This window comes from Desulfoglaeba alkanexedens ALDC (assembly GCF_005377625.1).
Lineage (GTDB): Bacteria > Desulfobacterota > Syntrophobacteria > Syntrophobacterales > DSM-9756 > Desulfoglaeba > Desulfoglaeba alkanexedens.
Genome location: NZ_CP040098.1, coordinates 504,578 through 531,314, shown reverse-complemented (window position 1 = coordinate 531,314; position 26,737 = coordinate 504,578). Strand labels below are relative to the sequence as shown.

Sequence of the window (26,737 nt, the reverse complement as noted above, 5' to 3'; positions counted from 1 at the left end):
GAAACAGCAAAATAGTCGAAAAAATTCACCTCCGAAACCCCCTTCGGAGCCCGAAATCACCCCCTGGGTTCGCGAAAACCAAATCCTTCAATGCCCGGTTTTCAAGGCTTTACAGGGGCTCCGGAAATTGCTGGTGCAGATCTTTTGCTTCTTATTCCCAAGGTCCAGCTTGGGGACGCAACTGTGCAGAAGCTCCAGCTTCGGTGAGGCCGTTCCCAAGCCAGAGCCGGGAAACGAGGGGTAAGACCACTTCGAGATCGTGGCGAGCTCCCTAGAAAGACAGCGCGTTTCAGCTGTAGCAGGAGGGAAGCTGGAGCTTCCCGGGCAGGGCGTTCCCAAGCTCCAGCTTGGGAACGAGGGAAACGGAGCTGATGCGCTTGCTGCTTCAAGGCCGTCTGGATTTACCTCAGAGGGTCACCCTGGATGTGGTTCTAAAAGATCCGCACCCGTCTCAGTTCAGGTTTCTAACCCCCTATGGCCACACAATTCGGTTGGAATCTACCTCATCGGGTATGGCCGAGGCGAGTTGAGGGATTCGAATCAGCAGATCCGCCATTTTAATCTGCGGCCGATCGAAAGGAAAGTTGAGGTCAAGGCAAGCTTTGCGGGCGTGCCGAGTCGAGGATTCCTTCCGAGGCTTGTCCGAGCGGTCTTCCCAGCAAGACATCGAGATAACGCCGGGCGCTGTGTTCCACCGTATAGGGTGTCGCGGCTTGCCGCAAACGCTCTGTATCGGGTGGGTTGTCCAGTACATCAAGGATGGTCCGGGCCATGGCGTCCGGGTCCCGCATGGGAACGAGTGGGGCCACGTCCCCTCCGCGAAGGATTTCCCGAGGCCCGCTGGGGCAATCGGTGGCCACCACGGGAGTCCCCAAAGCCAGGGCTTCCGTCAGGGCGTTGGGGGAGCCTTCCCAGATGGAAGAGAGCACAAAAACAGAGGCGTTTCGAAGATACGGATATGGATTCGCGACGAAACCCGTAAAGGAAACAGACTCTGCCAGATCGAGGCCTCGTGCCAGAGATTCCAGGGCGCTTCGGTCGGGTCCATCTCCGAGCACGACCAATCGACACGGAACAGCCCTTCGCACCTTCTGGAGAGCGCGCAGCATGGTCGGAAAATCCTTCTGGGTGGTCAAACGGCCCATTCCCACAAGGACAGGTGAGCCGCGGAGCTGAAACCATGGGTGTTCCACCGGCTCTCGAGCCTGTGCGTAGAGTTGTGGCGTGATTACCGGGTTGGGGATGACCACGGTGGTGTGGGGGCAGCGGCCCAGAAGCCGTTCCAGGTCTTCCGCAACACCTTGGGAGACGGCCACTACCGCGTCGGCCCGCGGGTATAAGATGCGGATGGGCACGGTCCATAGAGCCTTATGGAGCCGGGATTTGTGAGCGATGGCGGCCGATATGGTAGTGCCCAGTCGAAGGACGACCCGCGTGGGCGTTTTGGCCAGAGCCCGGGCAAGGACCGCCGCCTGATTGGCTCGGTCTTTGGCCGCCAGAAGGGCCGCTGGGCGTGTTTTTCTCAAGTAGAGGGCCAACCGAGGGATGCTTTGCAGGGTGTGTTCCACGCCCAGAGATCGCACCGGCACCGAATGGGATCCATTTTGCAGATACCGGCTTCGGGTCTTGACGGCGACGATTTCCACCGGGCCGTAAAGCCGCTGGAGGCCCTCGGCCAGATTCAATACCATGCGTTCCACGCCGCCCTGGCCGGAGAAGGAAAGAAACAAACTGATGGGTCTGGGTGATCTCATGGCGTTTCTCCCGCCGCTTCACCATCCATGGGCCGTGGTGGAGTATCCCATGAACCCGCTCGGGGATCGGGAGTTTCGTCATAGCCCAAAACCTGCAAGTAGGCGTCGGTGGCCGGGCGCACGTGGTACCGGGATGCGGCGGCCTTCAGGGCGTCGGCGTCAGGTGGGGTGTCCAGGACCGTTGCTATGGCTTCAGCCAGCATCCGCGGGTTTCTTATCGGAACCAGCGGCCCGAATCGTCCGTCTTTCAAGATTTCCCGAGGACCGCTGGGGCAGTCCGTGGACACCACAGGGGTGCCCAGAGCCATGGCTTCCGTCAAGACCACGGGAAGACCTTCGCACGTGGAGGAAAGGACAAAAACGGCGGATCCGGCCATATACGCGTAAGGATTTTCCACGAACCCCGGAAAAGACACCTTGTCGGAAATGCTCAAGTCTCGTGCGAGGGCTTCCAAAGCCGCCCGCTTTTTCCCCTTTCCCAGAATCACCAGTCGGCACGGTCTGATTTTGACCACTTGGGCGAAAGCACGGATAAGGGTTCCAAAATCTTTTCTTTCGCACAGTTCCCCAGCCCCCAGTATGACCGGCGGTTCTCCCTTTTGGAGCCAGGGATGGGCGATTGGTTTCCGAGCCAGGCGGTGAAGGGCGTCGGAGACCACCGGAGACGGAAGCACCCGGACGAATCCCGGTGGGAACGAACCGACGGCCTCCAGGTCTCGAGCCGCCCCTTGAGAGGGTACGATCACGGTCTGGGCTTTAGCATAGAGACGGCGGATGCTCCAGTACTGCACGCTGCGGTGGAAAAACCCCCGGCTTTCCAGGTTCTTGGAGACGGTGGTTCCCACGCGAAGGACGAGCCGTCCCGGATATCCCGCCATGACAGCGGACACCACAGCCGTTCGGTTGACTCGATCCTTATCACAGAGAAGGGCGTTCGGGCGGACCTTCCGCAGATACTGGGCGAGCCGTAGGACGCTCGACTGGACGTGTCGGGTCCCCAAAGGCACCCGCCGCACGTTTGGGGGTAGCGAAGCCATGTGCGGGCCGTGCCCTTCCACCTGAAGGAGATCCACGTCCAGGGGCCTCGTTCCCAATTCGGCGATGAAATGCTTCATGATGCGATCCACACCGCTATGACCGGATGTGGCGAGAAAGAGTGCCAGCCGCCAGCGGCGTTGGGGTTCCTTCATCGGGTGGATTCTCCGTTGGGGTTTCCTCCAGCCTTTTTCGAAGGCTCTTCAGAAGTGGCGTTCCCGCAAAGCCCGAAGGCTCTGAGGTATTCTCGAGCGCTGCAAGCCAGGGTGTAGCGGTTAACCGCCTGCTTCAACAAATCGGGAGGGGGAGGGTTCTCCAGGGTTTCTTCCATCGCCTGCGCCATGGCTTCAGGATTGGAACACGGAACAAGCCTTCCGTAGCGGCCGTCCTGAAGGATTTCCTTCGGACCGCTCGGACAGTCCGTGGCCACCACGGGCGTTCCCAGGGCCAGAGCTTCCGTCAGGACGTTGGGGGATCCTTCCCACAACGACGACAGAACGAAGAGATCGGCATGGGCGAGATACCCGTATGGGTCTTTCACAAAGCCCGGAAAAGCGACGTCGCCGGCGATGCCTAGGGATCGACTCAGCGCTTTGAGTTTTTCTTCGAGATGGCCTTGGCCGAGTAGGATGAGCCGGGCCGGCCGTCTTCGGACCACCATGGCGAAGGCTCGAAGCAGCGTGGGAAAATCCTTCTGTTTACGGAAACCGCCCATGCCTACGACGACGGCGATATCCCGAGGTATGGCGTAAAAAGGGTGGGAGGGAACCGGAGGTTTTTGCGCCTGCATTTCCGGGGTGACGACGGGGTTGGGAACCACATGGATCTTTTCGGCTGGAACCATGAGAAAGCGAACCACATCACGAGCCACCCCCTGGGATACGGCGATAACGCCGTGGGCTTTTGGAAAAAGATGCCGCATCCGCCGCGTGCGCCACCATGTCTTGAGAATCCCTCGGTTTTCGTTTCGCACCGAAAGGGTGGTGCCGACCCGAAAGAAAACGCGGGTGTTCGTCCGGGCGCGTTGAACGGCGCTGAGGGTTTCCTCGTCGCTGCGTTTTCCCGAAAGAAGAACATCCGGCTGTGCTTCGGCCACATATCGGGCAAGGGCCGCGGCTCGACCTTTTGATGAGGTCGCTTCCAAAAGAATCCAGTTCACGGAAGGGGGCAGCATATCCAGATAGGGTGCGCGCCTGGTGCGTGTCACAAAGTCAACCTTGCATCCCTGCTCGGTCAAGCCTCGAGCCAAATGCACCAGCATCTTGTCGTTCCCTCCGTCTCCGGCGGAAAAGGTGACAATCCCCGTTCGGGGCGCAGGATCGTGCGAATTCTTTTTCACGGTCGAGTTTCCTTCCTGTCAACGGCCGAGCCCTGAAAGAAGGGCTTCGAAGCAAGGACTCCGGCCAAGAAGTTCCAGAAAAAGCGCCAATCGGGATGGAGCGCTCGAAAATCAAACAGGGCCCACCAAAAAAGGTAGATGAGCGATGCCAGGGAAAACAGCCACAGTGAAGTGCTAAGCGTGCCGCGCTTCCAGCTTCGGTGGATGCCGAAAATAAGGGAACTATAGAGCCACAGCCACAGGAGTGCTCCAACCGTTCCGAAATGGAAAAGAATTTCCAGGTGAGTGCTGTGTAAGTGATCCCACCATTGCATCTGGCCTTTCCAGTTGGGCGCTTTCAGGGTTTCCCTGCCGCTTTCTTGGATGAACCTCTTGGATGTGGCCGGACCGGCGCCCCACAAAGGATCTTCACAGATGCTTTCCCAGGCGAATCGATAGAGGTGGGCGCGGTAGCCCGTGGAATCATGGGCCGGCTGGCTGAAATCAAAGGTTTTCAGTTGGAGCAGAGTTTCTTTTTCTTCGAGCCAACGCTTTTCCACCAGAGGGCGGTTGATGACGGTGAAGGCGATAAAGAGCGCCCAAAACGCTATCAGGCCGCGTTTCAACGCCGAAAGAGGTTCCAAAGAACCTTGGGTTCTTCCCGCCATGAAGACAATGATGCTCACCAGGAAGGACGTAACCGCAAAACCCAGGAAAACCCCTCGCGATTGGGTAAAGAACAGGCACTGGCCCAGAGAAAGCAAAACGACCGCCCAGATGGTCACCCAGAGGCCTCGGAAACGGCGGGCATGAAACACCTCCGGTGCAAAGCAGACCAAGCCCCACACAAAGGTGCCGGCATACAACCCAAAGGCGATAATGCGTAGGTGAAAGCCCGTACGCATCCCTTGCCACGCGCTTTCCAGGGCGTGCAGGTCGATCATGTGCACTGTACCGAAAAGAAGACCGGCAAGCGCCGTCGCGAGCAGATATCGGACCCTCTTTTCGTCCCCTTGGATCCACCAAGCGACCACAGGAAAGAGAAGAAGCCGAGCCCATTTCCACAAGCCGTCCACGTGCTGAGCGGCCCATTCTGGGCGATGGATCATGGCTGCCAAGGTCCTTAAAAGTAGAAAAGCTAAAAGTACCGCCCAAGGTAAGAAAAGACGGCGCGCTCGATGAAAGCCTGTCTCCGGGGCCTTGATTCCGTAAAGTCCGACCAGAACCCATAGGGCCACCGTGGCGGCCGCGGTGCTCAGGAGGATCGTAAACGCGTACGTATAGAGGGCCGTCAAACCCGTCTTGTCCAGCCATGGCGAAATCTGCACGCGTCGAAGGTTCATGGTTTTAGGATCCAACCTTCAGCTTCTTGTCCCAGCGTTTGGGAAATTTCAGTTCCATATTGGACCAGGTGTGCGGAAGGCGAAAGTGGCGATCGATGCCGAAAGGTTTCTTAGCCATGAAGGTGTTCCGGTTCTTTTCCAAAGATGGTGTCCCGTAGAATCCGGGCTCGATTTTCCCAGCTGTAGCGGGCGGCTTCTTTTTGAGCTTGGCAAGCCATGCGTTGAGCGGCTTCGGGATCATCCCGCAGGGAACGGATCGCGGCTTCCCAAGCCTCTCCATCGTCGGGCTTCACACACAGGGCGGTTTTCCCGTCCTGAACGATTTCTCGAATGGGTTCCAGGTCACTGACCACGATGGGCCGGCCGGCCGCCATGGCTTCAAAGAGCTTCATGGGGCTGATGGATGCCGCATGACGAAGATTTCTCTGATAAGGCATCACCAGAATATCCGCCTGTTCCAGATACCTAGGGATCTCTCGGTGCGGCACAAAGGAGACGACCCGGATGTGGTTCGTGGACGGGGCATCGTCTAAGACCCCGACGACCGTCACCCGACAGAAATCCAGGCGAGCCAGCCTTTCCAAGACGTCCAGACCTCGGTCCCTGCTGATCCGCCCCACGTACATGATGTGCGGATGCCGTAACCTGGACGGGTCCCAGGGAGCCATGTCAGCATAAAGCGATAAATCCGCACCACAGGGGGCCACGTGCACGCGGTGGGGATCCAGGCCCTTTTCCAGAAGTCCCACGGCTGCTGCGCGGCTGATGGGAAAAAACTGTCGAATCAAGCCCTTGCCGTATGCGTCCACAAGCACATCCAAAACCCCTTGACGCCGAAGGGTGTCCATGTCGTGCACTTCAAAGTTGTGGGGAATGCGGTGTCGGATCAGCGCCATGCTGAGGTCGGCCGAACGCGTGTAGACCGCCGGAGCCTCTCGAAGGGGCTTTCCGAAGCGCCAAAAGAACGGGGCGAAAGCGAGGGCTCTCCAAAAGGAGCGAAGTCCGTTGTGGGCCTGGATGGAAAAGGTGCGTTGCACCCCCAGTGCGTTCAGGGTGTTCGGGAGATTGCGGTTGCCTTTCCAGGGGGGTACATGAAGGTCTACGGAAACGCCGATTCGGGCGAGGCCTTCCACGGTTTTCACCGTCTGAATGACGTTGGCTCGAGCCCGATGCAGCCGTGCTCGGGAAATATAGGTCAGCCGGTAAGGATGGTCGGATTTTTCCTTCGAACGGGTCACGATGTTGCGGCCTTGAGGAGTTTTTGACACGCGATAAATCTTCCCTGTGTCATGGATTTGAGGCGAAAAAAAGGTGCACCCGAGTTCTTTCCTTCCAGTTTTTCGCGCTCATGAGGAGACCGTCTCCTTGTAAAGGGTCAGGTATTTGGAAACCATGGATCCGGGACTGAAATGCTCATGGACCCACCGCCGGCCCGTTTCGCCCATTCGCCGGCGTTCTCCCGGATCCCCCAAGAGGGCGTTGACCGCTCCGGCCAGTCCACCCACATCACCCGGTTCCACAAGGAGACCGTTGAAACGGTCTCGCACGACTTCCGGAATGCCTCCTGCTCTGCAGGCCACGATGGCCCTTCCCGCTGCAGCCGCCTGAATCAAGGAGACCCCGAGACCTTCCATGCTTGCCGGGTGAACGACCAGGTCCAGGCACGGAAGGATCCGGGGAAGATCCTGTCTGTAACCGACAAATCGAACAAAAGGATCAAGTCCTCGGTTTTCACATTCCCTTCGCACCGAGGGTAGAAGCGGCCCCTTCCCGAACAACAGGAACCGGGCGTTTGGGAAAGCTTCCATGATCATGGGAGCCGCCTGAAGCAGCAGGTGATGCCCTTTGCGGGGAATGAACTGGGCGATCATCCCTACGGCCAGATGGTTCGGCTGCAATTGAAATCGGCGTAAAAAGTCTTCCCGAGGGTATGGATAACCGAATGCTTCCGTATCGACCGCACTGGGAATGAGAACCAGTTTATGGGAAGGGATTCCTTCCTTCTTCAGGATTTCCTTTATGGCGGAGGAAATGGCCACGACCCTCCGGTACCACCGGTACTTGATACGAGCGACGGCGGCGCGTTCCGGATTGTCGACGCGCCGGGTGATCACGGCGGGAATCCCGAGAGCGTTGGCGATGGCTCCCCCCCACCAGTCGGCGCCTCGCCGACTGTGTACGTGAACCCAGTGGGGCCTGTTGGATCGGATCGCGCGCCGGATCTCGAGGGGCAGTCGGGGATCCAGGTCTCCTCTCATGCGAACGGGGTGTATTTGGGCATACCCGGCGGCTTCGGATACGATGGCGCTGTCATGGGGGGCCACGAGAATGTTTTCCATGCCAAGATCCGCCAGGCCCCTCAAGAGCTGGAGCACCTGGTATGCCCCTCCATACAGATGGCGGCCCGTTTCGACGTGAAGGATGCGCATCGCTTCAGCCATCTGTTCCTACAAGCACTTTGGCGGTTTGGATGACCTCCTCCACCGTGATGGCTTTCATGCACGGGTAGTTGGAATCGCAAACGGGACTTCGCTTGCACGGGGAACATGGAAGTGGGTGATAAAGCACTCGATGCTGGTTTCCGTCCGCGAAAAGATAGGGGCAGGTTGCGCCGAAAAGGGCGATCGCCGGCCGACGCTGAACCATGGCCATGTGCGTCAGGCCCGTATCCACTCCGATTGTGAGGGAAGCCCCGCTCACAATGGCGAAGCTCTCTAGGAGGTTGCTCTTACCGCACATGACGTGGACCCGTCCGCCGCAGAGGTTCCGGATTCGTTTCGCCGATGACTGGTCCCGAGGTCCACCAAGAAAAATGGGTTCAATCGCCAAATCGTCTCGTAAAACATCCGCTACTCGGGCCCATCGATCTTCCGGCCAGTGCTTTTGGGGTCGGGTCGTGAAAGGCGCCAGGACACCATAGGGCCCGCCGACGCCCTCCCTTCGAAGAAGGCTTCGAGCCCTTTCAATGACATCCTCGCCCAGGGGAAAGACGTCTTCCGGTCGCTGCGGCTGAATGCCAAGCACATCCAGCATGTAGTGGTACTCGGATCCTAGGTGCTTCGTGGAGGGCCCTCTGTCGATGATGTGAGTCATGAGCCCCAGATGGGGTTCCTTGGAGTTGAAGCCCACGCGCAAAGGAGCCCCGGAAAGCCGGGAAAGAAAGCGGCTTCGGAGCAATCCTTGGGCGTCCAACACGAGTTGCGGCCTCTTTTCGGCAAGGGTTGCGCGAAACGATCTCACCATTCGGACGAAATTTGCGAATCGTCCCTTCCTGAGCAAACGGCTCCATTCCTGTTTCGGCCAGAGAATAACGCCGTCCAGGTCGGGATGATGACTCAGGAGATCCGCCATAGCGGGTTCCACAACCCAATAAATGCGCGCCTGCGGAAAGGTCCCTCGAAGCCGGGGAAGCATCGGGGAGGCCATCACAATGTCGCCGATGGCGCTCGGGCGAATTACGATGATGCTCTCGGGCTGACCGCATTGGATCCTCAACGGACAAAGCTCCCCGATGCCAGCAGGATTCGGTAAAGGGATTCATAAGATTCCACGACGGACTGCTCGCTGTACCGATCCTGCACCAGCCTCATTCCTTTGCGCCCCATCTCACGCAGAACTCCTTCTTCGGAATTGACCACACGATCAATGAGGGACGCCAACCGGCGGGGTTCTCCCACATCGACGAGAAAGCCGTTTTCGTCTGGCTGAATGAGCTCGAGGGGGCCGGGAGTCTTGGTCGCCACTACCGGAACCCCGTAGCTCCAAGCTTCCAAAATGACGTTGCCCAGGGTTTCATGGCGAGACGGGCAGACAAACAGGTCCGCCAGGCTGTATACTGCTGCAGGGTCGTCTTGCCAGCCCGGAAAGCGCACGTATGCTTCAATCTCCAGCTTTCTGGCCTTTTCTCGGAGTTCGGGTCCCATGGGGCCGTCCCCGGCGATGATCCATACCACCGGCCGGTCCTTGGATGGCGTTGGACCCAGGGAGATAGCCGTGAGAAGATCCTGAAAACCTTTTAGGGGAATGAACCGCCCCAAGGTTGCGATCACGAAGGCGTCTTGAGGTATCTGCCACCGCTTTCTGTATTGCAACCGTTCATCTTGACTCAACCTTCGAGGTGTATCCACAAAGTTGCCGATATGAAAGACCCTGGATGCGGGAAACCCTTCGCTCACCAGGTAGTCGCATACCCCTTTGGTGTTTCCGACCCAGACATCCGCATGGCGATAGTAGCCGTCAATCTTATAGAAGCCTCCCAACCTTGCAATGTGTATGGCGGGTACGCGCTTCGGAAGTCGGGTCAGCCGCGTCGCCCTTCCCATGTAGGTCTGAATGATGGGAAACCGGTAAGTTCCTACGAGACGTCTGATTTGCCACATCGAATAGAGGTCAAATCCGTTCATCATTGGGACGAACTTCTGCGGGACGAGGTTCTTCAGTGCTTGGTGCACGGGAGCCCCCGGCCTGTTCACTGCCAGCACGCGGTGACCTCGGGCCGCCAAAGCTCTGACCAGTCTCACGTAGAATCGGTCCGCTCCGCCGTACTGTCGGCTGCCGATGATGTGAATGGAGCCTTCGGACCACTGGTCGGGGCCTTTTTCTTGTTCTTTATATGAAGTTTCCATAGGTAGCCGATAAGGCTGTCCCCGTAGGAAACGGCTTTTCTCGGAAGACAAAACAAGCTGTCTTCCGCGGTTGCCGCCCCACGAATACATGTCAGTGCACTTTCGTAGCCAGCCTCCTGAACCAAATCGGCAATCTGCGGATTGAAATCCCCGTATGGGTAGCAGAAATGAATGACTCTGTCGCCCAAAAGTGATTCTAGGATTGACTTACTCTCTGCTATTTCTCTCTGGGCTTTGGATAAGGGTATCTTGCTCAATCTTGGATGAGTGACGGTATGGGACCCGATCTCGATGCCGCCAGCCTGGATCTCCAAGAGGTGGTCCTTTTCCATTAGAGGGGCACCGAACCTACCCTCCTCCTCAATCCATCGGGCCGTGGATCCAAGATGTCCAGCAACCATAAAAACGGTTGCCGGAAAGCCGTACTCGTGCAGCATGGGATAAGCATTTTCGTAGAAGTTGCGGTATCCATCGTCAAAGGTTAGTACCACGCTGTGATTCGGCAGGGGTATCTCCCCCTTGAGTCCTCTTACCGCCTCGGTGAGACGGATCACATGATAGCCGGATCGTTTGAGCCACGCCATTTGGCGGCGAAAACGCCGCACATGGCAAAAAGTCGCTCGGTGGGCGGCCGGGCGACGAAAAAAACCAACCTGATGGTACATGAGAATGGAAACGCGCGGTTTTGAGTTCATTGGGGTGCGGATCTTTTAGAACGACATCCAGGGTATCCCTCTGAGGTAGATGCACATGGCCCTGCAGCAGCAAGCGCATCAGCTCCGTTTCCTCTCGTTCCCAAGCTCCAGCTTGGGAACGCCCTGCCCGGGAAGCTCCAGCTTCCCTCCTGCTACAGCTGAAACGCGCTGTCTTTCTAGGGAGCTCGCCAGGATCTCGAAGTGGTGTTTCCCCTCGTTCCCAAGCTTTGGCTTGGGAACGGCGTCACCGAAGCTGGAGCTTCTGCACAGTTGTGTTCCCAAGCTGGAGCTTGGGAACAAGAAGCAAAAGATCTGCACCCAATTCATTATTGGGCCGGCTGCCCCCCGCCGTCAACCACCTGGATCATGACCAGCGAATCTGTACCTAAGCCATTGTGGTCTTCGGGTGTCAAGTTGTAAATGCCACTGATTCCCACGAAGCCTTTGGTTTCTTCGATGGCCGATCGAAGCGCTTCGCGGTCCGTTCCCACCTGCCGCACGGCGTTGGCGAGCATCATGATGGCGTCCCAAGCGTAACCGCAATGCGTGTTGATGGGGTATTGGCGGTCGTAGTGGTACACGTCCTTGTAGAGGTGGATGAAGTCCTGGATGACCGCCTTCTGAGGGTCGGTGTCCGGGAGTTGGTCGGCCACCATGAGCTTGGTCGACGGCATGAGGTTCCCCTCCGCCGCTACGCCGGCCAGTTCCACGTACTTGGGATCCGGCTGGCCGTGGCACTGGATCAGCGGAAGGGTCAGCGCCAGTTGTCTTACGTTCTTGGCGACCCAGGCCCCCGCCGGGCCGATGGTCCAACAGATGAGTGCCTGGGCGCCCGTGTCTCGGATCTTGGTGAGCTGCGTGGTCATATCAGTATCGGCCACGTCGAAGGCTTCCGATGCCGCGATCTCAATGCCGTATTCGGGGGCAAGCTGCTTGAGCCGGTCGAGGCCGTCCTTTCCGAACTCGTCGGTCGCCGTCAGGATGGCCACCCGGGTGAGGCACTTTTCCTTGAGGTACGCGTAGACTTTTTTCACGGCGACGGACGTTCGCTGCGGGGTCTTGAAGGTCCAGCGGAACGGACCGAATGGTCCTCCCGCGATCACCGGATCGCCCCCCACCGTCATGATGGTGGGAATTTCCGCTTTTTCGATGTACCCCTTGACCGCCATACCGGTACCGGTCCGGGTAGGGCCGATGAGGGCCGCCACCTGGTCCTTTTCCACCAGGCGTTTGGCCACCATGAGGGCCTTGGCGGGGTCGCCTTCCGTGTCGCCGATCACCAGTTCCAGGGGGCGCCCGTTGATGCCCCCTTCCTGGTTGATTTTGTCCACCACCATTTGGACCACCAGCTTGCTGGGGGTGCCGATGGTGGCCGCCGGGCCGGAAAGGTCGAGGATAACACCGATCTTGATCGGTTCCTCAGCCGAAGCCCAGCTCGCCCACCAAAGAGCCGCCAGAAAGAGGGCCCCCCACATAAATCGTAACCAACGCCCGTGTCGCTGCTGGTTCATGTTCGGTCCCTCTTGGTTTTCGTGGTTGCGAGCCGCCCGGTACCCGCGGTCATGCCAAGGTCTCAAACGTGTGGCCTCGTCGCCGTCACGGCCGCCGGTGGTCGAAGACTCTCCGACTCTTCCGGTCCGTTCGGGGAAGCGTACCGAAGTCGACCACTTCCACCTGAGCCCGCACCAGGATCTTCCACCGGATTTCGGATGCCACCGCGTCGGCGATCCGTTCATCTTGTGAGCCATCGGCCCCGAGAGCTCGTTCCACCTTGATGCGCATGACGTCGCGGCCGTCTTCCCGGTGAAAGAGGTGCACCTGGTATTCGCTCCCCACGCCCGCGATGGTCGAAAGTACATGATCGATTTGGCCCGGGTAGATGTTCACGGCCCGAAAGGTGAACATGTCGTCGGAGCGGCCCAGGATGTGGTCATGGCGCGGGAGCGGGTTGCCGCAGGGGCAGGGTTCGGGAAGGAGCCGCGTGAGGTCCCGGGTGCGATAGCGGATGAGGGGCGCCGCCTCCTTTCGGAGGGTCGTCACCACCATCTCGCCCACTTCTCCCGGCGCCACCGGTTCCAGCGTGTCGGGATTAAGGACCTCCAGGATATAGTAGTCGGCCCAGTAGTGGACGCCTTCGTGAATCCTGCATTCGAGGCCGGTTCCGGGTCCGTAGAGTTCGGTGAGCCCCGGGATGTCGAAGATGTGTTCCACGCCGGTGATGTCCTGGATCCGCCGGCGCATCCGCAGGCTGTGTCGTTCGGCGCCGAAGATGATCGTGCGAAGCGCGATTCGGTCCCGGAGACCGCGGCGTTCGATTTCTTCCGCCATGAGCAGCGCCATGGAGGCGGTGGAGCAAAAGACCGTGGACTGCAGGTCCACCAGCATCTGGCAGTGGATGTCGGTATTGGCCGGACCTACGGGAACCGCCATGGCCCCGAACCGCTCGCAACCGAGCTGAAAGCCCACCCCGGCGGTCCAGAGCCCGTAGCCCACGGCGATCTGGACCCGGTCTTCTCGGGTGAGTCCCGCCATTTCGTAGCACCGTGCGAACATGGTGGCCCAATCGTCGATGTCTTTCTGTGTGTAGGAGAGCACCTTCCGCTTACCCGTGGTGCCCGAAGAGGCGTGGATCCGAACGATCTTTTCGAAGGGAACGGCCCGCAGCGGAAACGGGTAGTCGATCTGCAGGTCGTCGGCGGAGGTGAAAGGAAGCCGCCTGAGGTCGTTCAGAGAGCGTATGGTATCCGGGGTCACGCCGGCCGCCTCCAGCCGCTTTCGGTAGAAAGGCGAATGGTTGTAAGCGTGGGCGACGGTCCACTGGAGTCCCTGGAGTTGGAGGGTTTCGATTTCCTTGTGGCCGGAACGGACCGGCATGAAGGAAACAGCCATCAACGGTCTCCTTTGGTCCAATAGTCCAAATGCGGGTAACCTCTGTTTCGCCCCCCGGTTACCTCCGGCCGGGAGCCATGAATTCCGGGCCTACGGGATTCTTGATGTATGTCGCGAGAATCTGGTCCACCTTTTCGAGATCGTCGGGGCTGAGCGCCCAGCCGGAAATGCCGGCGTTTTCTTCGGCCTGAGCGGCCGTTCGGGCACCGGCGATCACCGTTGTGACCCCCGGCTGCTGGAGCGCCCAACGAAGCGCAAACTGAGCCATGGTCCTTCCGTGAGCCGCCGCCAGTTTCTTCATGGCGTCCACGGCCTTCACGTACTGCCGAAAGCGATCGGGTTTGAACTTGGGGTCCATCTGCCGCAGGTCGCCTTTGGGAAAGGTCTCGGTGCCGGTGAATTTTCCCGTGAGGAGTCCGCGGCACAGCCCGCCGTAAACCAAGGTGCCGATGCGGTTTTCGGCGCAATAGGGGAGGATTTCCTTTTCCGCGTCGCGTTCGAAGATGTTGAAAGGCGGCTGGAGGCCGTGAACCGGGCCGTGGCGCCGGCACTCGTCGATCTGGGGCGGGCTGAAGTTGCTCAAACCGATCCAGCGGATTTTTCCGGCTTCCCGAAGATCCACAAGTGCCGCCATGGAATCCGCGAAAGGCGTTTCGGGGTCCGGCCAGTGGATCTGATAGAGGTCGATCCGGTCCACACCGAGCCTCCGGAGGCTCTGGTCCACTTCGAAGCGGATGCGTTCGGGCGTCGCGTTCCGCCGGATCACGCGCTGCGCGTCGTCCCATTCCAAACCGCATTTTGTGGCGATGACCACCCCGTTCGAGCCGCCCCATTCTTTCAGGGCGCGGCCCACCAGCTCTTCGGATTTACCGAATCCGTACACGGGGGCCGTATCGATGAAGTTGATCCCCAGCTCCAGGGCGCGAAGGATCGCACCGACGGCTTCCCTTTCGTCGGCGCCACCCCAGGCCCAGCCGCCTGTGACCCAGGTTCCCAAAACCACGCGCGATACTTCCAAATCGGTTTCACCAAAGCGAATGCGCTCCATCCGGATACCTCCTGTCATTTTCTTCAAATGACGCACCGTCACGACTGAAACAGGTGCAGTTGGCGGGACGCGCGGTAGGGCACGCCCAGGTGTTCGAAGGCGAGGCGAGTCGCCACGCGCCCGCGGGGGGTTTTTTTCAGAAACCCTTCCTGAATGAGGAAAGGTTCATAGACTTCTTCCAGGGTGTCCTTTTCTTCGGATACGGCGGCTGAAAGGGTTTCGATCCCCACGGGGCCGCCGTCGTACTTTTCGATGATGGTGGCGAGGATCTTTCGGTCCATGCGGTCGAATCCGCGGTGGTCCACATCGAGCATCTGCAAGGCCTGGTCGGCCACCTCCCGGGTGATGGTCCCCCCCGCCCGCACTTCGGCGAAATCCCGGACGCGCCGGAGCAGCCGGTTGGCCACCCGCGGCGTCCCCCGGGATCTTCGGGCGATCTCCATCGCGCCGTCTTCGTCCACGGCGATCCCCAAAAGCCGGGCCGACCGGGTGACGATCACGCGCAGGTCATCCACATGGTAGAATTCGAGCCGAAGGACCACGCCGAACCGGTCGCGCAGCGGCGGCGAAAGCAGCCCCGCTCGAGTGGTGGCTCCCACCAGTGTAAACGGCGGAAGATCCAGCTTGATGGTCCGCGCCGAAGGACCCTGGCCGATGATGATGTCCAGCTGGAAATCTTCCATGGCGGGGTAGAGGATTTCCTCTACGACGTGGTTCAGCCGGTGGATTTCGTCGATGAAGAGCACGGAGCCGGGTTCCAGGTTCGTGAGGATGGCCGCCAGGTCGCCCGGGCGCTCGATGACCGGCCCCGAGGTGGTGCGGAGGTTGGCGTTGAGTTCGTTGGCGATGATGGTCGCAAGGGTCGTTTTTCCCAGTCCCGGATGTCCGTGAAGGAGCACGTGGTCCAGGGTTTCTCCGCGCTGAAGCGCCGCTTCCACGAAAACCCGAAGGTTTTCCTTCACCTTCCGCTGACCGATGTAATCACCGAGCCGCCGCGGGCGAAGACCGGTTTCCACCGGGAGGTCATCGTCTTTGGGGGTGGGTTCCACAAGTCGGTCCGTCATGGAGCCATCCTTCCCTGCAGTTCGGCCGCGCTTGGGCCGCCGGCCCGGATCACGCCAGCACCCGGAGCGCTTCCTTCAGGAGTTCTTCCACGGAAGGATCCGCACCCAAGGCGGTCTTCGCCCGCTCGAGGGCCTTTTCCGCTTCGTTGGGGCGGTAGCCCAGGTTGAGGAGCGCCGAAAAGGCATCCGCGTAACCGTCGCATCCTTCCGCCTCCACAAGAGGCGGCGCCGGGGCGTCACTGGCCTTGAGCTTCAACTTGTCTTTCAGTTCCAAGAGGATGCGTTCGGCGGTCTTTTTGCCGATTCCAGGGATCCGCTGGAGCCGGGCTCGGTTCTGCGTGAGGACCACTTCGCGGAGTTCGTCGGTGTGGATGCCGGAAAGAAGGGCCAGGGCGAGCCGCGGGCCGACCCCGCCGATCCCGATGAGATGCAGAAACATTTCCTTTTCGGCGATCGTTCGAAAGCCGTAGAGCTGCAGCGCGTCTTCCCTCACGTGGGTGTGGATGTTGAGGCAGGCCCTTTCCCCGACACCGGGCAGATCGTAGAAGGTGCTGAGCGGCACGTGGACGCAGTAGCCCACGCCGTGCACCTCCATGATGACGGTGTCCGGTGCCTTGTGCCTCAAGGTGCCTTCCAGGTAGCCGATCATCGTGACTCCAAGCTCTTCCAGCGCCTTTGGGATGTCCGCGTGTTGATGTGGCAGACAGCCACGGCCAGCGCGTCCGCCGCGTGGGTGTTCAAAGAGGTGCGGAGCGCGAGGAGCGTGCGGATCATCTGGGTCACCTGGTCTTTCCCCGCCCGGCCGTAACCCACCACGGCCTGCTTGACCTGGAGCGCGCTGTACTGGTGGACCGAAAGCCCCATTCGAACGCCCGCCAAAATGGCCGCCCCCCGGGCTTCGCCCAGTCGCAGGGCGCTTTTCACGTTTCTAGCGAGAAAAACGTCTTCCACCGCCATTTCATCCGGCGCGGCTTCGTCGATCACCGCCGCGACCTTTTCGTGGATGTGAGCCAGTCGTTGAGCGAAGGAGCGATCCGGTGGCGGTTGGATGCACCCGTGCGCCACGGCGATCAGGCGCTGGCCGTCGGCGGCCACCACGCCGTAGCCGGTGTGGCGGGACCCGGGGTCGATGCCGAGCACTCGGATCATGAAAGCAAACCGGTTTCCTTTCCTGGAACCGTCAGGCCACCGCGCTCAGGATTTCGTCGGGAATGTCGAAGTTGGCGTAGGCGTTCTGGACGTCGTCCTGTTCTTCGAGGGCGTCCATGAGCTTCAAAAGCTGCAGCGCCGTCTTTTCGTCTTCCACCCGGACGGTGGTCTGCGGCACCATGGTGACCTCGGCCATCTCATAATTCATGCCCCGCTCCTCGAAAGCCGCCTTCACCTTTTCGAAATCGCCGGGCGTGGTGATGACCTCGAATTGGTCTTCTTGTTCGCGAACGTCTTCGGCTCCGGCCTCCAGCGCCACTTCCATGAGGGCCTCTTCCGAAACCTGGTTCTTGTCGAAGACGATCACGCCGTGCTTGTCGAACATCCAGGCCACGCAGCCGGCTTCCCCGAGGCTCCCACCGTGTTTGCTGAAAATATAGCGTATTTCGCTGGCGGCGCGGTTCCGATTGTCTGTCATCACCTGCACCAGAACGGCCACGCCTCCGGGCCCGTAGCCCTCGTAGTTGGCTTCCTCGTAGGCGGCGCCCCCCAGTTCCCCGGTGCCCTTCTTGATGGCCCGCTCGATATTCTCCTTGGGCATGTTTTCCACCTTTGCCGCGGCGACGGCGGCCCGGAGGCGTGGATTGGCGTCCGCGTCGCCGCCGCCCAGACGAGCGGCCACCGTGATTTCCTTGATCAGTTTGGTGAAAATCTTGCCACGCCTGGCGTCCTGAGCCGCCTTCTTGTGGCGGATGGTGCTCCACTTGGAATGTCCTGACATGCGGTGGTCCTCCCCCCCTTGCCGGCCGCTTACACGGGCCGACCGCCCTTGAAGCGCAGGGCCAGGATGTAGATTTCCTTGCTCTGCTTCCGGGATGCGTCCGGCTTCACGACCTTGACCCAACCAAAATGTTGCTTCACCTGCTTCAACACACGATGAAAGTCTTGTCCCTGGAAAATCTTTGCGAGAAAATGCCCCCCCGGCCGAAGGGTCCCCAGGGCCGCGGCCAGCGCCTGTTCGAAAAGCACTTCGGAGCGTGCCGCATCGGCGACCTTGATGCCCGACGTCTTGGGGGCCATGTCACTCAACACCACATCGAAGGGCGCGTAACGTTCGGCGAGTTCCACCACCGTCCCTGGGTCGAAAATGTCCCGCTGCAGCGCCACCACGTGATCGGGAAAATCGTGATCGATGGGCTGAATGTCGATCCCTACCAGGAGTCCCCTGGGGCCGATCACCCGCTCGGTGAACTGCATCCACGAACCGGGCGCAGCTCCCAGATCCAGCACACGGTCTCCTCGTTTCATGAAACGGTATTTCTGCTGGATCTCCTCCAGTTTGTACACCGCCCGAGCCAGGAAGTGTTCTTTCTTGGCCCGGTGAAAGTAGTGGTCGCGATAAGCGTGAGGCATCGACTAAACACCTTAAAATGCTTCTATTTTCAAAGTACCGTTCTATAGCATAAACCGCCGACCGTTGTAAATACGATGTGCGAGAGGCCAATCGGATGGAGGAGAAGAAAAGCAGCCGGGAGCTTCTGAGACGTGTGGAATCCGGCATCGGGCTCACGGGCTTTCGCCTGCGGTTTATGTTTTGACTTGAATGCAGCGACCTCTTAAAGTCGAAGAAAGGCGTCGAGGTTTTTCCGGGGATCGACCCGATGGGTCCAGAGCGGCCGCCGGTCCCATAACCGGTCGCCGTTAGAGCTTGTCCAAAAACAAGCTCATGAAAGTCGGGCCATGAGGTTTCTTGTTCCTGTAGGAGCGGCCTTGGCCGCGATGAACAAACCCCAAGGCCCCGCCCCACCCCATCGGCCCGAGGGTGGGCTACAGCTATGTCGGTCGTCGGCAAACCGGCTCCTACAAGGTGTAAGTCGCTCCTTAAATGCCGTTCGCGAATCCGCCCCTACGCGAAAAAACGGCCATCCAATCTTCAGAAGGGTGAAGGATATTCTCAGACAGTGTCTTACGGTCGGACCGGGAGCCGGGACTTTACCCGGCATCGAGGCTTCCATCGTGAGAGGTGCCAACCTCAGGTCCCGTTGTTTATCCGTGCCATGGAAGGAGTCGTTTATGAGGAAGGTTTTTCCTTCGCTCTTGGGAGTTTTTTTCGTGATTTCGGCCTGGGGCTGCAGTGCGGGCCGAAGCTGCCTCGCTCTTCTGGAAGGCAAGCCCCCAGAACCGGACCCTTATGCCCATATCCAGGTCTACACCGAACCGCCGCAGCGCCCCTTCAAGGTCCTCGGGACCGTGACCGCCAAGGTCGAACGAAACGATTACTGCCTTGAATCCCAGGCTGAAGCGGAGGCCATGAAACGGCTCAAGGCATCCGCCGCCGAAAAGGGAGCCGACGCCGTCATCGGCCTGGTCAAAGAATTTCTACCCACCGAGGAGGGAAATATCGTTCCGGAACGATACAGCAGCGAATCCGAATCCGTCCGAAGGGCCTTTACCGACCAGACGCTCCGAAATTACTCGATATTTTACAGGGGCAAGGCCGTCAAGTTCCTAACGGCGATTGAGCCTCGACAATCCGAACCCCAGCAGGAGGCGCTGCATGAGTGATGAGAAGGCCCGCTTGGAGGAATTGAGACGCTTCGCAGAGGATGTGATTCGGGAGGCCGGGATCGAGGCGTTCCGCTACTACGGATGTGGTGATCCATCGGTGAACGTAAGAAATCGGTAGCGTAGAAAATAATAGACCTAATATTTGATGCTAAATTCTATTTCCCCTCCCCTTGTGGGAGGGGATTAAGGGGAGGGGAATGTAACTGCTTGACATGCGTTAATTTTCTCACCGTCACCCCAACCCTCTCCCATCAAGGGAGAGGGGGATTTTTTGACCTTCGTTAACCTTTTTGCTTAAGGTCTCCACTTTAGAACGCTACCAAGAAATTATCTGGATCCCCTCGGGGAAGACTGAACGGCCCGGGGACCGGATACCGCCCTTCCGGTCCTCGAGTCGAAGACGTGCCCCTTTTCAGGTTCCATATCAGCGGTCGCCGGCGCTCCACACCCTGACGCGAAGAGCGTTCATGGGCGGTTTTCCCATTCTTGTCCAGGTTGGAGAGCGGCTCATCGAAACGGTGGGCGTGAAAATCCCCGTCCCGCTCCATGAGTCCTCAAGCCGCCCAGGCATTCCGTTCCAGGATCTTTCCTCGGGCGCCGATGACCACCTCTTCGACGGGGATGTCTCGGGTGGTTTTCCCCGCCGCTTCCATGGCTTTGCGGACGATCATCGGAAGACCCGAACAGCAGGGCACTTCCATGGTGAGCACGGTGACGCTCCGCGGTTCGGCCTTTTCGAAAATCTGGGCGAACTTCTGCAGGTATTCCTGCACGTTATCGAACTTGGGGCAGCCTATGAGGACCACGCGCCCGGCGAGGAAATCCTCGTGGAACCGGGCGTAAGCCACCGGAACACAGTCGGCGGCCACCAGCAGATCCGCTCCCTTGAGAAACGGTGCCGTCGGCGGGATCAACCGGATCTGGACGGGCCAGTGCCCGAGGGCGCTTTCGGCGGCTCCTTCGGCAAGGGCCGGGGTTATGTCGCGGGAAACCGGAAACGTCTGAATCCGGGCCGACGGGCATTGCATGGGAGGCACCTTTTCTTCAGCCGCTTCTTTTTGTTCCAGGTAGGCTTCCACGGCCTCCGGATCGAATGCTTCCGCTTTGCGCTCCACCACGTGGAGGGCTCCCCGGGGGCATTCCCCAAGACAGGCGCCAAGGCCGTCGCAGTAGACTTCGGATACCAGGCGGGCCTTCCCATCGATGATTTCAAGGGCGCCTTCGGCACAGGAAATCACGCACTGGCCGCATCCGTCGCACCGTTCTTCGTCGATTTCGATGATCTTTCGTACCGTCTTCATGGACATTTCTCCTCATTCGGTTCTGTGGTAGTGGGGGCGTGAGGCGCGGCCGCGATCACGCCTCCATCGGCAGATCGTCGAGCAGCGCCCGGGCGCTTTCGGTGAGAAGCCGCCGGCGGATTCCTTCGCGGATCGCGGCCGCATCCGCGGCCGCTTCCTTGCCGTGTTCTTCCAGGTCCGCCAAAAGCTCCGCGTCGTGAACGATCCTGGTATTGGTGTCGGCTTCCGCTTCCGCATCATGCCGGTGCCCGACAATGCGGCACACGGCGTCGATGAGTTCTTCGCGGGCGCCGAGGCGTTGGAGGATTTCTCTCGCCGGAGTCGCTCCCCGTTCTTCCCCATCGGCCGCGCCCGCCCCAACATCTCGCAGGTATGCTGCTGAAATGGCGACCGCCGGATCGCCGCCTTCCTGCAAAGTGATCTTTTCCGCGTATCGCGCCACTTTCATGGCACGAGCGATCCGCCTGAAGTCCTTCTTGAACGCTTTCTTCATCTCGATGGCCACGCGGTCCTTGAGGAGTGCTTCACGTTGAGCCAGGATTTCCGGCGGGAGATAGCCCAGGCACTGTTCGGCGAATTTGCAGTAAGACGCGCACCCGAAATCCATCCTGGGGTTCACGAACATGTGACCGCACGCCCGGCACCGCCGCTTGCTCTCGTCTTTGAAAAACTCAACCATTTGCCCGCATTCGGGGCATTTCGCCTCAAAGATGGCTCCCGGCTGCCAGAATCGACTGTCTTGTCCCGGACACTTCATGGGTTGTCCTCCTTTCAGATGTGTTTGATTTTTATTTTAATGCACCGGCCGTCCCGCGGCATTGACTCAAGTCAAATGCCGGCCGGATGCTGTCTCTTTCGGGCGGACCGTGTTCCAGCCGATGCGTTTGAGGACGTCCGCAAATCGATGGTCGCCCCCGGCCTGTTCCACCCATAGTCGAAGACGGCAATCTACAGTCTCCACGACCTGCCCTTCGGAAAAAACCGCCGAAAGTTCCTTGGCTGTTTTAGATTTTCTTGCCGTCTTGGACTACAACATAGCCGGAGTGTTTTCCGGGTTCATTGACTTGGGTCAAACCGGTTGGCCCGTGCAGCGGAAATCGGTTAAGAGGGTATTGTCCCGTCGGAGGACGCCGCGGACGAGGATCTCCGGGTGGATCCGCGCCAGGCGGGCGTTGGCCTTTTGAATCGTGCTCGTGCGGTTCCCCCTGTGTCAGGATAGTTGTCGCATGGTCTAAATCCACCTACAATCGAGTATTCCAGGGGGATGGAGGATTAATGGCTGTCAGGTGTCCGGTCGAAAGACCCATGTTTCTATTGGAGAGCCGACGGCGCTCGCGAATTGGGTCAACGACGGTTTTTTCTTCATAACAAACAGATGAGATAAACACCTGCAATCAGTGGAACCAAACCCTCTCACCGGTGATGTTCCCTCCATTTCCGATAATGCCTGTGCCCAGCGATGCTCCAATTTTATCGGTTCATTGCTGTACCATGCAAAAAGAGGATTCACGTGTTCCCGGAGATAATCGATATGCCAGTGTTTAGGTTTTGTCTTTCGGCAATGCCTTGTGATACGCGCCTGCACGCCTCCCGGACCAAATGCGCTGCCCACGTAGATATAGTATCCTGGAACTATCCTGAGCTGACCCCAGCGGCCGATTTGCGCGCTTGTGCTTTTAAGGCTTCGAAGAACTAACGCATATGTTCCGGGTTTCGACTTCATGATTTAAACCTAAATCCGTGAGATTGCGTCTATACATAAAGCTATCATATCGCAGATATCCTATTGAATGTCATCCGCTTTTATGGTGTAGGGTCTCCTGTCAAACTTTCACCCGGCAGGTGCACCCATGAAGAGAATCGAAATTGAACAATCTTCGAAAGCCTTCTACAGCGAACATTCGGGCCTGGTCCTTGTGGGCAATCTGATCAACGGCTACACGGACCTCTGCGAACGGTTGGAAAAGGAAGTTCCAGGGCGGCCGATGATTTCTCATGCTCAAGTTTTACAGTGACCACCTGGTCACATCCCGCAAATCCGCATGGATGCTAGGGCATGTCTGGAAAATGCCTCATTCTGTGGTGCCATAGAATGATGGTTATAGCCTTGCAATGTGTTCCTGCATGAGCTAATTTGCGAGTGTCCTAAGAGGAGGCTCGCATGTTCGCTAGCATCAAGAAGTCCGGTAAGTATGACTACCTGCAAATCGTTGAAAACCAGAGGGTTAACTCCAAGGTCACCCAGCGCGTGATTGCAACCGTTGGGCGTATGGACAAACTGAGTGCCAAAGGCGAGATCGAGACCCTCATCCGCTCCCTTTCCCGTTTCAGCGAGAAACCCCGAGCTCAAGCAAATGGTGGTGGGAGCCGTCCTGGACCAGAACGGCAGGCCTCTTTGCTGTGAGATGTGGCCGGGCAACTCCACGGACGTCAAGACTCTGGTTCCCGTGACGGATCGCATTCGCAAGCGTTTTGGGGTGGGGAGGTTCTGCATCGTGGCCGACCGTGGCATGGTCAGCAGGGAGACGATCCGAGAACTTGAAGAAAGGAAGATGGCTTACATCCTTGGGACCCGGATGCGGAAGGTCAATGAGATCACCGCCGAAGTACCCGCCCGAGCCGGCCGCTACAAGGAGGTCAAGTGTGAAGGGCGCTCTCCCCTCAAGGTCAAGGAGGTCATGGTGCGGGACAAGCGCTACATCGTTTGTCTGAATCCCAAGCAGGCCGAGAAGGACAAAGCCGACCGTGACTCGATTATCGAGTCGCTCAGGGAACAGATCCGCAAAGGCCCCAAGGCGCTTGTCGGCAACGAGGGGTATCCCAAGTTCCTCAAGGTGGACAAGGACAGCATCCATATCGATCTCGACAAGGTCAAGGAGGAGGAGAGGTTCGACGGGAAGTGGGTCCTCACCACCAACACCAACTGGTCTTCGGATCGGGTGGCCCTTAAGTACAAGGAACTCTGGCAGGTAGAGCATTCCTTCAGAGACCTCAAATCGACCTTTGAGACGCGGCCCGTTTTCCATCAACGTGATGTCCGGGGACATGTGTTCTGCTCTTTCCTGGCGCTGGTACTTCGAAAGGAGCTCTACCGGCGTCTGGACCAGGCGGGGCACGCCTTTGACTGGTCTGATATCAAGCAAGATCTGAGTGCCCTCCAGGAAATCGTCATCGAGGAGAACGGCAAGCGCTTCGCTCTGCGGTCCCAATGTCTGGGCACGTGCAGCAGCGTCTTCAGGGCCGTGGGAGTTGCCATCCCTCCCACCATCCGGGTACTCTCCTAGACGGAACGGAGCGCAGTGTCAAAAACTTCCAATGGTGTCGTATGTCATTGACATTACTGATATAGTTTTTTGCCACTGTCAAAGATGAGTTTGACAAAGGGGAAAAGGATCTTACGATGGAACAGGTACTGCCGGTTTCGGCAACGCTTCGGGAGCTTCTGGACGCAATCTACGAACGGTTCAATCGGTGGGAGTGTGTGGCTCCCGATCCCGTGGAGTTCGTGCATCGGTACGAAGATCGCCGAGACCGCGAACTGGTGGCGCTTGTGGCGTCGAGCCTGGCGTTCGGGCGCGTCCGCCAGATTCACGCAAGCGTTCAGGCGGCTTTGGACCGCCTGGGGCCCTCGCCCTGGGAAACGGTTTGCGGAAGCGAACGCCGTGAGTTGGAAAGGCGGTTCGACGGGTTTGTGCACCGCTTCTGTTCCGGAGTCCAGCTGGCTTCGCTCCTGAGCGGGGCTCGGCGGGTGATGGAGGATTTTGGTTCACTGGAATCCTGCTTCGCGTTCCATATGCGGCGCCACCCGGGGTCACCGGTTTCGGCCCTCCAGGATTTCGTCGCCGGCCTGGGGGCCTCCGGAGCCGGCTGCGGCATGCTGCTGGCTGCTCCGAAAAAAGGCAGCGCCTGCAAGCGTCTTCACCTGTTCCTTCGATGGATGGTACGGCGCGACGAGGTGGATCCCGGCGGCTGGACGGTGCTTTCGCCTGCCGAACTCACCGTTCCGCTCGACACGCACATGTATCGCATCGGCCGGTTCCTCGGCTTCACGCGGCGAAATCAGGCGGACGGCTGCGCGGCGCGGGAGGTCACCCGTGGCTTTCGCGGCATCCGCCCCGAGGATCCCGTGCGCTATGATTTTGCGCTGGCGAAATTCGCCATGACCGAAGGAGCGGCCCTTCGGAAACTTTTGGAACCTCACCTTCGAAGCCTACCTGCCGTTGGCGCTCCTTTACCTCCTGCTCACTTATCCCGTGTCCTATCTGACACAACTACTTGAACAGACCCTGAATCATCGATAAGTTTGATCTGGAGCATGACGTGGGCTGTTGATCGGAGCTTTCGACAGACTGAGATCGAATGTTTAGCGGAGGCCGTTTTGCCGCTACGGGTGACCCTGAAAGGAGCGCATCCATGCCCAAAAACGTGAAAGTGTATGCACTGAGTACCTGTGTCCATTGTCGCAATGCCAGGGAATTTCTAGACCGGCGCGGCATCGCCTACGAGTGTGTCGAAGTCGACAAGCTGGAAGGGGACGAACGCAAGGAGATGCTCGACGAAGTCAAGAGGCACAATGCCAATTGCACCTTCCCCACCATCCTCATCGGCGAACGGGTCATAGTCGGTTTCCAAAGGGAGGAGATCGAGGAGGCTCTGAAATCATGATGACGCCCCAGAAACTCTACGAGACACTGAAGCCGATCCAGGAACAGAAGGGATACTTCTTCAACAAGGACGAGAATATGACCTTCCAGTTGCTGGAAGGCCTGATCGTCAACAAGGAGCGCTACGGGTACATGGCGTGCCCATGTCGGCTGGCTTCCGGCGACCGGGAGAAGGACCGGGACATCATCTGCCCCTGCGTGTACCGGGTGCCGGACGTGGAGGAATACGGCAGCTGCTACTGCGGGCTGTACGTTTCCAAGGAATGGAACGAGGGGAAGATCCCGCACGTCTACGTCCCCGAAAGGCGGCCGCCGGAAAAACTTCTGTGACGGCGTCGCAAGGAGGATAACGGAGGCATGGGAGAAGTCCCGCGCCCTTGGAAGAGATCCGAGGCGGCCGCCGGCGGCCGCGAAGTGGTGCCAGGAGCTTGTCCGAGAATGCCGATTCTGGCCGTTTTGGGTATGCTAAGTACACCTCCACATAATTAAGGGGCCGGTAGCGTTCTAAAGTGGAGACCCTAAGCAAAAAGGATAACGAAGGTCAAAAAATCTCCATCTCCCCCCTCCCCTTACCCCCCTCCCAAAAGGGGAGGGGAAATACAATTTTCCCCTCGTTCCCAGGTTCCAGCTTGGAAACGGCCTCATGGGAATCGAAGCTGGAGCTTGGGAACAAGGTGGATGGTGGAGCTTCGAAACAAGGTGCAAAACTGAATCGGGGAATCGCCTATGCCGGGGGCGACCTGGTGGAAGACATCGGCGGCTGGCTCTTTCTGGGGATCGTCCTGGCGGGTTTCATCTCGGCCGCAGTTCCTGCGGATTTCTTCGATCGACTGGCGGGGAGCGAGCCGATTTCACAGGTTCTCATGCTCCTGGCCGGTATTCCCCTTTACATCTGCGCCACTGCATCGACGCCGCTGGCTGGAGCGTTTATCCTCAAGGGACTTTCCCCGGGGGCCGCCCTGGCGCTTCTCCTTTCGGGCCCCACGACGAACATGGCGACCCGGGTGCTCTTGTGGCGGCTGATGGGGCCCCGAGTGGTGGCCGTGTACCTGGCGGCCATCGCCGGGTGCTCGCTGTTTTTCGGATGGGCCGTCAACCGAGTGTACGAACTGGGCGGTTTCGAGATGATTCTCCGTTTGGCGGAAGGGGAGGAAGACACCGAACATCCGCTGAAGGTGGTTTCCGCGCTCGTGCTGGTGGGACTCGTCGTGTACAATGAATCCAAAAAGCGGGCGAGGATGTGGAAGTTATGAAAAGACCCAGCTGAAGACTCCGTGTTCATGT

The 26,737-nt window shown here is 59.0% G+C and carries 28 protein-coding genes and 1 pseudogene; 9 read left to right on the top strand and 20 right to left on the bottom strand.

Going from position 1 to position 26,737, the window contains the following annotated elements; translation table 11 throughout:
• Positions 1-590 precede the first annotated feature (590 nt).
• From FDQ92_RS02630 to FDQ92_RS02550, 17 genes are all read right to left on the bottom strand, one after another.
• Positions 591-1,754 (bottom strand): glycosyltransferase, encoded by a 1,164-nt coding sequence (locus tag FDQ92_RS02630; protein ID WP_137423152.1) that lies wholly within the window; start codon positions 1,752-1,754, stop codon positions 591-593.
• Positions 1,751-2,944, bottom strand: a complete 1,194-nt coding sequence (locus FDQ92_RS02625) for a glycosyltransferase (RefSeq protein ID WP_137423151.1) — start codon at positions 2,942-2,944, stop codon at positions 1,751-1,753. The genes FDQ92_RS02630 and FDQ92_RS02625 overlap by 4 nt, the downstream gene beginning before the upstream one ends.
• Positions 2,941-4,128: a glycosyltransferase gene (locus tag FDQ92_RS02620; protein WP_211341341.1), complete on the bottom strand. Its 1,188-nt coding sequence runs from the start codon at positions 4,126-4,128 to the stop codon at positions 2,941-2,943. Before FDQ92_RS02620 ends, FDQ92_RS02625 begins: the two co-directional genes overlap by 4 nt.
• Positions 4,125-5,450, bottom strand: a complete 1,326-nt coding sequence (locus FDQ92_RS02615; RefSeq protein ID WP_137423150.1) for an O-antigen ligase family protein — start codon at positions 5,448-5,450, stop codon at positions 4,125-4,127. The genes FDQ92_RS02620 and FDQ92_RS02615 overlap by 4 nt, the downstream gene beginning before the upstream one ends.
• 110 nt (positions 5,451-5,560) lie before the next feature.
• Positions 5,561-6,718: a glycosyltransferase gene (locus tag FDQ92_RS02610; RefSeq protein WP_137423149.1), complete on the bottom strand. Its 1,158-nt coding sequence runs from the start codon at positions 6,716-6,718 to the stop codon at positions 5,561-5,563.
• 78 nt (positions 6,719-6,796) lie between these two features.
• Complete coding sequence (locus FDQ92_RS02605) at positions 6,797-7,891, bottom strand: glycosyltransferase family 4 protein (protein ID WP_211341340.1); 1,095 nt, start codon at positions 7,889-7,891, stop codon at positions 6,797-6,799.
• A complete protein-coding gene (locus FDQ92_RS02600) occupies positions 7,884-8,801 on the bottom strand; it encodes a glycosyltransferase family 9 protein (RefSeq protein ID WP_170180147.1) in 918 nt (305 codons plus the stop codon). The genes FDQ92_RS02605 and FDQ92_RS02600 overlap by 8 nt, the downstream gene beginning before the upstream one ends.
• A 140-nt stretch (positions 8,802-8,941) precedes the next feature.
• Positions 8,942-9,970 (bottom strand): glycosyltransferase family 4 protein, encoded by a 1,029-nt coding sequence (locus FDQ92_RS02595; RefSeq protein ID WP_170180146.1) that lies wholly within the window; start codon positions 9,968-9,970, stop codon positions 8,942-8,944.
• Positions 9,967-10,659 carry a polysaccharide deacetylase family protein gene (locus FDQ92_RS02590; RefSeq protein ID WP_211341339.1) on the bottom strand — a complete coding sequence of 231 codons (693 nt, stop codon included), beginning with the start codon at positions 10,657-10,659 and terminating at the stop codon, positions 9,967-9,969. The genes FDQ92_RS02595 and FDQ92_RS02590 overlap by 4 nt, the downstream gene beginning before the upstream one ends.
• A 437-nt stretch (positions 10,660-11,096) precedes the next feature.
• Entirely contained in the window at positions 11,097-12,281 is a 1,185-nt protein-coding gene (locus tag FDQ92_RS02585) for an ABC transporter substrate-binding protein (protein ID WP_211341338.1), read from the bottom strand.
• Positions 12,282-12,366: 85 nt separating this feature from the next.
• Positions 12,367-13,659 (bottom strand): phenylacetate--CoA ligase family protein, encoded by a 1,293-nt coding sequence (locus tag FDQ92_RS02580; protein WP_137423145.1) that lies wholly within the window; start codon positions 13,657-13,659, stop codon positions 12,367-12,369.
• 58 nt (positions 13,660-13,717) lie between these two features.
• Positions 13,718-14,707: an aldo/keto reductase gene (locus FDQ92_RS02575; RefSeq protein ID WP_137423144.1), complete on the bottom strand. Its 990-nt coding sequence runs from the start codon at positions 14,705-14,707 to the stop codon at positions 13,718-13,720.
• Positions 14,708-14,745: 38 nt separating this feature from the next.
• Positions 14,746-15,771: a Holliday junction branch migration DNA helicase RuvB gene (ruvB, locus tag FDQ92_RS02570; RefSeq protein ID WP_137423143.1), complete on the bottom strand. Its 1,026-nt coding sequence runs from the start codon at positions 15,769-15,771 to the stop codon at positions 14,746-14,748.
• Positions 15,772-15,820: 49 nt separating this feature from the next.
• Positions 15,821-16,420, bottom strand: coding sequence for a Holliday junction branch migration protein RuvA (ruvA, locus tag FDQ92_RS02565; protein ID WP_137423142.1), 600 nt, complete (start codon positions 16,418-16,420; stop codon positions 15,821-15,823).
• Entirely contained in the window at positions 16,417-16,917 is a 501-nt protein-coding gene (ruvC, locus tag FDQ92_RS02560) for a crossover junction endodeoxyribonuclease RuvC (protein WP_137425673.1), read from the bottom strand. Before ruvC ends, ruvA begins: the two co-directional genes overlap by 4 nt.
• 34 nt (positions 16,918-16,951) lie before the next feature.
• Positions 16,952-17,701, bottom strand: coding sequence for a YebC/PmpR family DNA-binding transcriptional regulator (locus FDQ92_RS02555; protein ID WP_137423141.1), 750 nt, complete (start codon positions 17,699-17,701; stop codon positions 16,952-16,954).
• A 29-nt stretch (positions 17,702-17,730) separates the two neighbouring features.
• Entirely contained in the window at positions 17,731-18,333 is a 603-nt protein-coding gene (locus FDQ92_RS02550; protein ID WP_137423140.1) for an RlmE family RNA methyltransferase, read from the bottom strand.
• Positions 18,334-18,993: 660 nt separating this feature from the next.
• On the opposite strand from FDQ92_RS02550, the gene FDQ92_RS02545 reads away from it, so the two are divergent.
• Together FDQ92_RS02545 and FDQ92_RS15860 are read left to right on the top strand one after the other, a co-directional pair.
• Positions 18,994-19,485: a YbjQ family protein gene (locus FDQ92_RS02545; protein WP_137423139.1), complete on the top strand. Its 492-nt coding sequence runs from the start codon at positions 18,994-18,996 to the stop codon at positions 19,483-19,485.
• Positions 19,478-19,606 carry a hypothetical protein gene (locus FDQ92_RS15860; RefSeq protein WP_281276840.1) on the top strand — a complete coding sequence of 43 codons (129 nt, stop codon included), beginning with the start codon at positions 19,478-19,480 and terminating at the stop codon, positions 19,604-19,606. Before FDQ92_RS02545 ends, FDQ92_RS15860 begins: the two co-directional genes overlap by 8 nt.
• 436 nt (positions 19,607-20,042) lie before the next feature.
• Here the strand turns inward: FDQ92_RS15860 and FDQ92_RS02540 are convergent, their stop codons facing one another.
• The 3 genes from FDQ92_RS02540 to FDQ92_RS16060 form a co-directional block, all read right to left on the bottom strand.
• Positions 20,043-20,789: an ATP-binding protein gene (locus tag FDQ92_RS02540; RefSeq protein ID WP_137423138.1), complete on the bottom strand. Its 747-nt coding sequence runs from the start codon at positions 20,787-20,789 to the stop codon at positions 20,043-20,045.
• Positions 20,790-20,844: 55 nt separating this feature from the next.
• Positions 20,845-21,546 (bottom strand): HD domain-containing protein, encoded by a 702-nt coding sequence (locus FDQ92_RS02535; protein ID WP_137423137.1) that lies wholly within the window; start codon positions 21,544-21,546, stop codon positions 20,845-20,847.
• A gap of 525 nt (positions 21,547-22,071) precedes the next feature.
• Positions 22,072-22,512: a GIY-YIG nuclease family protein gene (locus tag FDQ92_RS16060; RefSeq protein ID WP_137423136.1), complete on the bottom strand. Its 441-nt coding sequence runs from the start codon at positions 22,510-22,512 to the stop codon at positions 22,072-22,074.
• A gap of 127 nt (positions 22,513-22,639) precedes the next feature.
• Between FDQ92_RS16060 and FDQ92_RS15115 the strand changes: the two genes are divergently transcribed.
• The 7 genes and pseudogenes from FDQ92_RS15115 to FDQ92_RS02505 all read left to right on the top strand — a co-directional run bounded on the left by FDQ92_RS15115 (position 22,640) and on the right by FDQ92_RS02505 (position 26,706).
• The gene (locus FDQ92_RS15115) at positions 22,640-22,804 is read left to right on the top strand and encodes a hypothetical protein (protein ID WP_170180145.1); all 165 of its coding nucleotides are present in this window, start codon (positions 22,640-22,642) and stop codon (positions 22,802-22,804) included.
• A gap of 146 nt (positions 22,805-22,950) precedes the next feature.
• Positions 22,951-23,193 (top strand): hypothetical protein, encoded by a 243-nt coding sequence (locus FDQ92_RS15365; protein WP_211341336.1) that lies wholly within the window; start codon positions 22,951-22,953, stop codon positions 23,191-23,193.
• Positions 23,129-24,073: pseudogene (locus FDQ92_RS02525) on the top strand (IS1634 family transposase); the annotation flags it as partial. The gene FDQ92_RS15365 and the pseudogene FDQ92_RS02525, both read left to right, overlap by 65 nt.
• A 116-nt stretch (positions 24,074-24,189) precedes the next feature.
• Positions 24,190-25,068: a TIGR02757 family protein gene (locus FDQ92_RS02520; RefSeq protein WP_137423135.1), complete on the top strand. Its 879-nt coding sequence runs from the start codon at positions 24,190-24,192 to the stop codon at positions 25,066-25,068.
• 134 nt (positions 25,069-25,202) lie between these two features.
• On the top strand, positions 25,203-25,454 hold the full coding sequence (locus tag FDQ92_RS02515; RefSeq protein WP_137423134.1) for a glutaredoxin family protein: 252 nt from the start codon (positions 25,203-25,205) through the stop codon (positions 25,452-25,454).
• Positions 25,454-25,783 carry a ferredoxin-thioredoxin reductase catalytic domain-containing protein gene (locus FDQ92_RS02510; RefSeq protein WP_137425672.1) on the top strand — a complete coding sequence of 110 codons (330 nt, stop codon included), beginning with the start codon at positions 25,454-25,456 and terminating at the stop codon, positions 25,781-25,783. The genes FDQ92_RS02515 and FDQ92_RS02510 overlap by 1 nt, the downstream gene beginning before the upstream one ends.
• Before the next feature lie 299 nt (positions 25,784-26,082).
• Positions 26,083-26,706 carry a permease gene (locus FDQ92_RS02505; protein ID WP_170180144.1) on the top strand — a complete coding sequence of 208 codons (624 nt, stop codon included), beginning with the start codon at positions 26,083-26,085 and terminating at the stop codon, positions 26,704-26,706.
• Positions 26,707-26,737: the final 31 nt, after the last annotated feature.